The organism is Candidatus Endomicrobiellum cubanum, assembly GCF_031278955.1.
Lineage (GTDB): Bacteria > Elusimicrobiota > Endomicrobiia > Endomicrobiales > Endomicrobiaceae > Endomicrobiellum > Endomicrobiellum cubanum.
In genome coordinates this window covers 1-5,393 of record NZ_JAITJM010000017.1, presented here as the reverse complement: position 1 = coordinate 5,393, position 5,393 = coordinate 1, and the positions used below count along the sequence as shown (strand labels likewise).

The window sequence follows — 5,393 nt, the reverse complement described above, 5'->3', positions numbered from 1 at the left end:
TTTTGGTTCGGGGAATTCATCGAAATATTACATCAAAAATGTTTCGTTTGACCTAGGAATTAATAATACTGCTAACGAAAGTAGGCCTGTAAATTACGCTGTGTTATATTGCATAAAATGAGAAAATATGAAATTTTATAGAAAAATAAGATTGTATCAGAAATTTAAATATTATCATGATGCTGTAAAAGATTTTATCAAGAGTTTTCCTTATTTGTTACTTGTTTATTTTAATATTCATATCGCTTTTAGACTTCAAGTTGGGCTAGGAGATATATTGCGTCAAGAAACATATTATATGAAGTTTTAAAATTATCCAATATTGTGATAGTTTTGTGTCCATGTAGCAAAGGCGATTAATCTCAAAAGTATAGTTCTTTGGGGTCCTACGGATATGGAGTATCATGTATAAAGATATATAAAGATAACATCAATATAGATGCTTAACGTTTGTAGACCACCTTGCCATTTAAAAAATGGTTTGAATGTCCAGAAAATAAAAACTGGTTATGCATGGAGTCAATAAAAAAACCAGAATTTGTAGATCAAAAAGCAATAGGATATCTAAAAAGCTTAGATAGTTAAACTCATTCGTAAATCTAAATAGTCTTATCTAAATTAGGCGCTTATTCTTCACTTTCTTTTTGGGAAGTCCGTTTTCTTAAAAGATGATTTAAAACTTTTTTTCTTAAGCGTATAGACATTGGAGTTACTTCAACAAGTTCATCTGGAGCAATGTATTCAACTGCTTGTTCTAGATTCATAATTTTAGGAGGTGTAAGCATTGGTGCATCATCAGCACTCTTGCTCCTCATATTAGTTAGTTTTTTTAGCTTACAAGGGTTTACAACCAGATCATTATCTCTTGAGTTTTGCCCTACTATCATACCTTCATAAACTTCTGCTCCAGGCCCTACAAAGAGTTGTCCACTTATCTGTAAATTGTCTAAAGCATACGCTGTTGTCTTTCCCTGCTCTTTTGCTATAAAGACACCTGATGTCCTTAAATTTGAAACATTCACTTTAGGCATATAATCGTAAAAACTGTGATGCATAATGCCTTCTCCACGAGTGTTTGTTAGAAATTCATTTTTAAAGCCTATTAAAGCTCTGGAAGGTATTATGTATTCAAGTCTTAATCTATCTTCACCTTCGCTTATCATGTTTTCTAGCTTTGCTGATCTCTTGCCTACAAGTTCAAATACTATTCCCTGATATTGACTTTCTATATCTAAAGTTAAAAATTCCATAGGTTCATAAATTTTACCATCAACTTCTTTGTATATAACCTCTGGCGAAGATACAGCGAGCTCAAAACCTTCTCTACGCATTGTTTCAATTAAAACTGTTAAATGTAGTTCTCCTCTACCATAAACTTTAAATTTACCCTCTCCTTCTAAAGTTTCTATTTTAAGACCAACATTTGTTTGAGCTTCTTTTTCCAATCTAGCTTTTATATGTCTACTAGTTAAAAATTTACCTTCTTTTCCAGCAAAAGGAGAATCGTTTACTAGAAAGTTCATAGAAACTGTAGGCTCGTCTATAGAAAGCCTTGGAAGAGGTAAAATATTATCTATACTACAAACAGTATCACTGACCTCTACACCTTCAAGGCCTGCTATAGATACAATATCTCCGGCTTGAGCTTGTTCTACTTCTTGTTTTCCAAGTCCATAAAATTTATCTATACGTACTGCTTTTGTAATTTTTGGAGAATTTATATTACCTTCATTTACAAGCGCTATTGTCTGCCCCTTTTTTATCACTCCATTTAAAATTCTCCCGATGCCAACATTGCCTAGAAAATTGTTGTAATCAAGAATTGTTACCTGCATTTGTAAAGGTTTTTCCATATCAGCTTCTGGAGGAGGGACCTGATTTAGAATTGTTGTAAAAACAGGTTCTATATCTTGCCCTTTTTCTTCCATTTTCAAACTAGCCCAACCGTCTCTACCAGATGCATAAATTATAGGAAAATCTAATTGTTCATCGTTTGCGCCAAGCTTCATAAACAATTCAAAAACGTTATCTATAACTGTGCTAGGAGTGGCATTCGGTCTATCCATTTTATTGATAACTACAATAGGTTTAAGACCTAAAGCAAGAGCTTTTCTTAAGACAAATCTTGTCTGTGGCATAGGACCTTCTACAGCATCCACCATTAGTATAGCGCCATCAACCATTTTTAATACTCTTTCTACTTCGCTACCAAAATCTGCATGTCCAGGTGTGTCTACTATGTTTATTATAGTATTTTTATAATTTACAGAAGTACACTTTGCTAATATTGTTATACCTCTTTCTCTTTCAAGAGGATTGGAGTCTAACACCATATCTTGAGCTTCATCACTTTTAACATTAAATTGTCCAGAAAATTTAAGTAGAGAATCTACTATTGTGGTCTTACCGTGGTCTACATGTGCTATAATAGCTACATTTCTTACATCATTTCTTTTCATAATAATCTAAACCAACAATTTGTTAATTCTCGTCTCTCTAAAACCTCTAAAGCGTATAATTTAGAGTAAATTTTTTGACAAAGCAAGGCAAAAACGCAGAGTTTATTATGTGATAAACCAAGTTTTTTAACGCAGCTGTGCCCAAAATGGTACACTAAGAAGATATGTAAAAAATTTTAGATAGACTCATTTATGTAACAAGTCGTTTGTTTGTTACTCCTTTTTAAGTTTTGTCAATTATAACACTTTTTATATTATTTTGTCATTTTAGAATATATGTGCTAAAATCGTTGAGTCGTAATGAGTGGATGGAGATAATGGGAAAAATATCAGAAATCGATTTAATATTAAACCGTGTACAAAAACCTGCAAGATACATAAATAGTGAACTAAATTCTTATAAACCAGATATGTCTACAAATTTTTCTATTGTTTTGTGCTTCCCTGATATTTATGAAGTAGGGGCATCTAACTTAGGTTTAGAGATTTTATATCACTTAATAAACGAAAGAAAACTTGCTAGGTGTGAAAGAGCATTTGCGCCAGACAAGGACTTAGAAAACATTTTAAGGCAAGAAAATTTAAGTTTATTTTCTTTAGAATCTCGTACTGAAATTAAAAATTTTAATATTTTTGGTTTTACAATTCAGTGTGAACTTGTTGCTACAAATGTTGTTAATATTTTAGATTTATCTGGTATTTCTATATTTGCAAAAGATAGAACAGAAAATGAACCTCTTGTAATTGCGGGAGGGCCTTCTTTAACTAATCCTGAACCTTTTTGTGATTTTTTTGATTTATTTGTTTTGGGTGATGGGGAAGAGATTATAGAAGAAATAATAAATGTCTGTAAAAATTCTAAAAAAGAGAAGCTTTCTAGGATAGATACTTTAAAAAAATTGTCTGCTATTGAAGGCGTATATATACCATCTTTTTATAGTGTAGAGTACAATCAAGACAATACTATAAAGTCTGTAAAGCCTATAAATAAAGATTTAAAACATGTTATTACTAAGAAAATTTTAAATTTTGATAATGCATATTTCCCATCAAAAAAAATAATCCCTTTTGTAGAAACTGTACACAATAGATTAAATATAGAGGTTGCCAGAGGTTGCCCTGGTCAATGTCGTTTTTGCCAAGCTTCTAAATATTATCGTCCTTTTAGGCAAAGACCTTTGGAAACATTGTTGGATCTAGTTAAAAAAGGGATATTATCTACTGGCTTTGAAGAAATTGCTTTTTCTTCTCTTTCATGTAGTGATTACAAACATTTGGACAAACTTTTAATTGAAATGAATAATTTATACAGAAAGACAAATTTGAATATTTCGCTTCCCTCTTTAAGATGTAATGAACGGTCTCTTAAAATTGCTCAATATATAAATAGAAGTAAAAGACCGACACTTACTTTTGCTCTAGAAGCTGGATCTGACAGACTTCGTAATGTTATAGGCAAATACCTTTCTGAAAAACAAATAGTAGAAACACTACTTACTGCAAATGCTATGGGTTGGAAAACCATAAAGCTTTACTTTATGATAGGTCTTCCGACAGAAACAAATGAAGATATAATTGGAATACAACGTATAGTAAAGTTCGTAAAAAAAGAAGCAAAAAATTTAAGTTTTAATATAACTGTTTCTCCATTTGTGCCAAAAGCTCAAACTGCATTTCAGTGGGTACCTATGGCACAGGAAGATTATATAAAGCAGAAAATAGAACTATTAAATAAATTGCTTCCTGCAAATGTAAAGGCGCATAATCATATGGCAAGCGTACTAGAGGCGCTAATTGCAAGAGGTGATAGGAGACTTTCTAAGGTAATTTATAAAGCCTGGGAAAAAGGTGCGAGGTTTGATCAGTGGGCAGACAAATTTGGCAATAGTACTTGGTACGAATCTTTAAAAGAATGTAATATTGATTTAAATTTTTATGTGTATAGAAGCAGAAATTATGGTGAAATATTTCCATGGGATCATTTATTTTTTGGCGTTTCAAAAGAAGATTTATATAAAGATTACATAAAAGGGATAAACGAAACTGCAGATGTTACTATTAAATCCTTTGATAAAATTCAGTGTGGATTACCAGAAAATTATGTAGAACCTAAAATATCTGTGCTTGTTCCTGTTATGCGGTTAAGACTTTGTTTTTCTAAAAAAGGAATAATAAAATATATCTCCCATTTAGAGCAAATAGAAGTTTTTAGACGTGCAGCAAGACGTTCAGGTTTGCCAATTGCTTTTACTGGAGGGTTTAGTCCCCAAGTAAAATCTTCTTACGGACCTCCGCTTTCAATAGGGCAAGAAAGCTCTAGCGAATATATGGAACTATGTTTTACTGAGTATGTTGATATTGAAGCGGTAAAATTAAAAATATCTAAAGTTTTGCCGGAAGGTTATAGTTTAATCAGCGTAAAAAAAATACCATTATCATTTCCGTCAATAGACAGACTTGCTAATGTATCAGAATATAAGATTAAAAGTATAGATGTTTCTCAAAAAGATGTAGATAAATTTTTATTGCAAGATAAAATTTTAGCACTTAAAACAAAAAAAGATAACGTTTTAGAGATAGATGTTAAACCTTTAATAAAATTGTTAAAAATAGAAAATAATGATTTGAGATTGCAACTTCGTTTTGGAAGCGGTAAAACAATTAAACCTGAAATAATTTTAGAAAAGTTGTTAAAATTGAAAATAGATAAGCCTAAAGTTTATGATATTGAAAGAATCGGTTTATATGTTGAACTGCATGATGGTACAATATATGAACCATAAATTAATTTTTCTAAGATGTTAAAATCTAAAAATTAAAGAAATCGGAGGAAGAGAGGCCGAACCTAGCGGAAGCATCGAAGTAGAAGTTATTTAGGAGATCAAGTCTAGCAAGAAGGCCAGCGCCATTGTAGGAAGCATTACCATTACCTAC

At 31.4% G+C, this 5,393-nt stretch carries 3 protein-coding genes; 2 read left to right on the top strand and 1 reads right to left on the bottom strand.

Translation table 11 applies throughout. From position 1 onward, the window contains the following. Positions 1 to 127 precede the first annotated feature (127 nt). Entirely contained in the window at positions 128 to 310 is a 183-nt protein-coding gene (locus tag LBD57_RS01465; protein WP_373469570.1) for a hypothetical protein, read from the top strand. Between the two features lie 316 nt (positions 311 to 626). Here LBD57_RS01465 and typA read toward each other — a convergent pair whose 3' ends face one another. Then, on the bottom strand, positions 627 to 2,459 hold the full coding sequence (gene typA, locus LBD57_RS01460; RefSeq protein ID WP_373469569.1) for a translational GTPase TypA: 1,833 nt from the start codon (positions 2,457 to 2,459) through the stop codon (positions 627 to 629). A gap of 317 nt (positions 2,460 to 2,776) precedes the next feature. On the opposite strand from typA, the gene LBD57_RS01455 reads away from it, so the two are divergent. Beyond that, complete coding sequence (locus LBD57_RS01455; protein ID WP_373469568.1) at positions 2,777 to 5,242, top strand: TIGR03960 family B12-binding radical SAM protein; 2,466 nt, start codon at positions 2,777 to 2,779, stop codon at positions 5,240 to 5,242. Positions 5,243 to 5,393 lie beyond the last annotated feature (151 nt).

Coding starts and splice junctions, on each gene's coding strand:
- typA (WP_373469569.1), bottom strand. CDS start 2,459: ATGAAAAGAAATGATGTAAGAAATGTAGCTATTATAGCACATGTAGAC.
- LBD57_RS01455 (WP_373469568.1), top strand. CDS start 2,777: ATGGGAAAAATATCAGAAATCGATTTAATATTAAACCGTGTACAAAAA.
- LBD57_RS01465 (WP_373469570.1), top strand. CDS start 128: ATGAAATTTTATAGAAAAATAAGATTGTATCAGAAATTTAAATATTAT.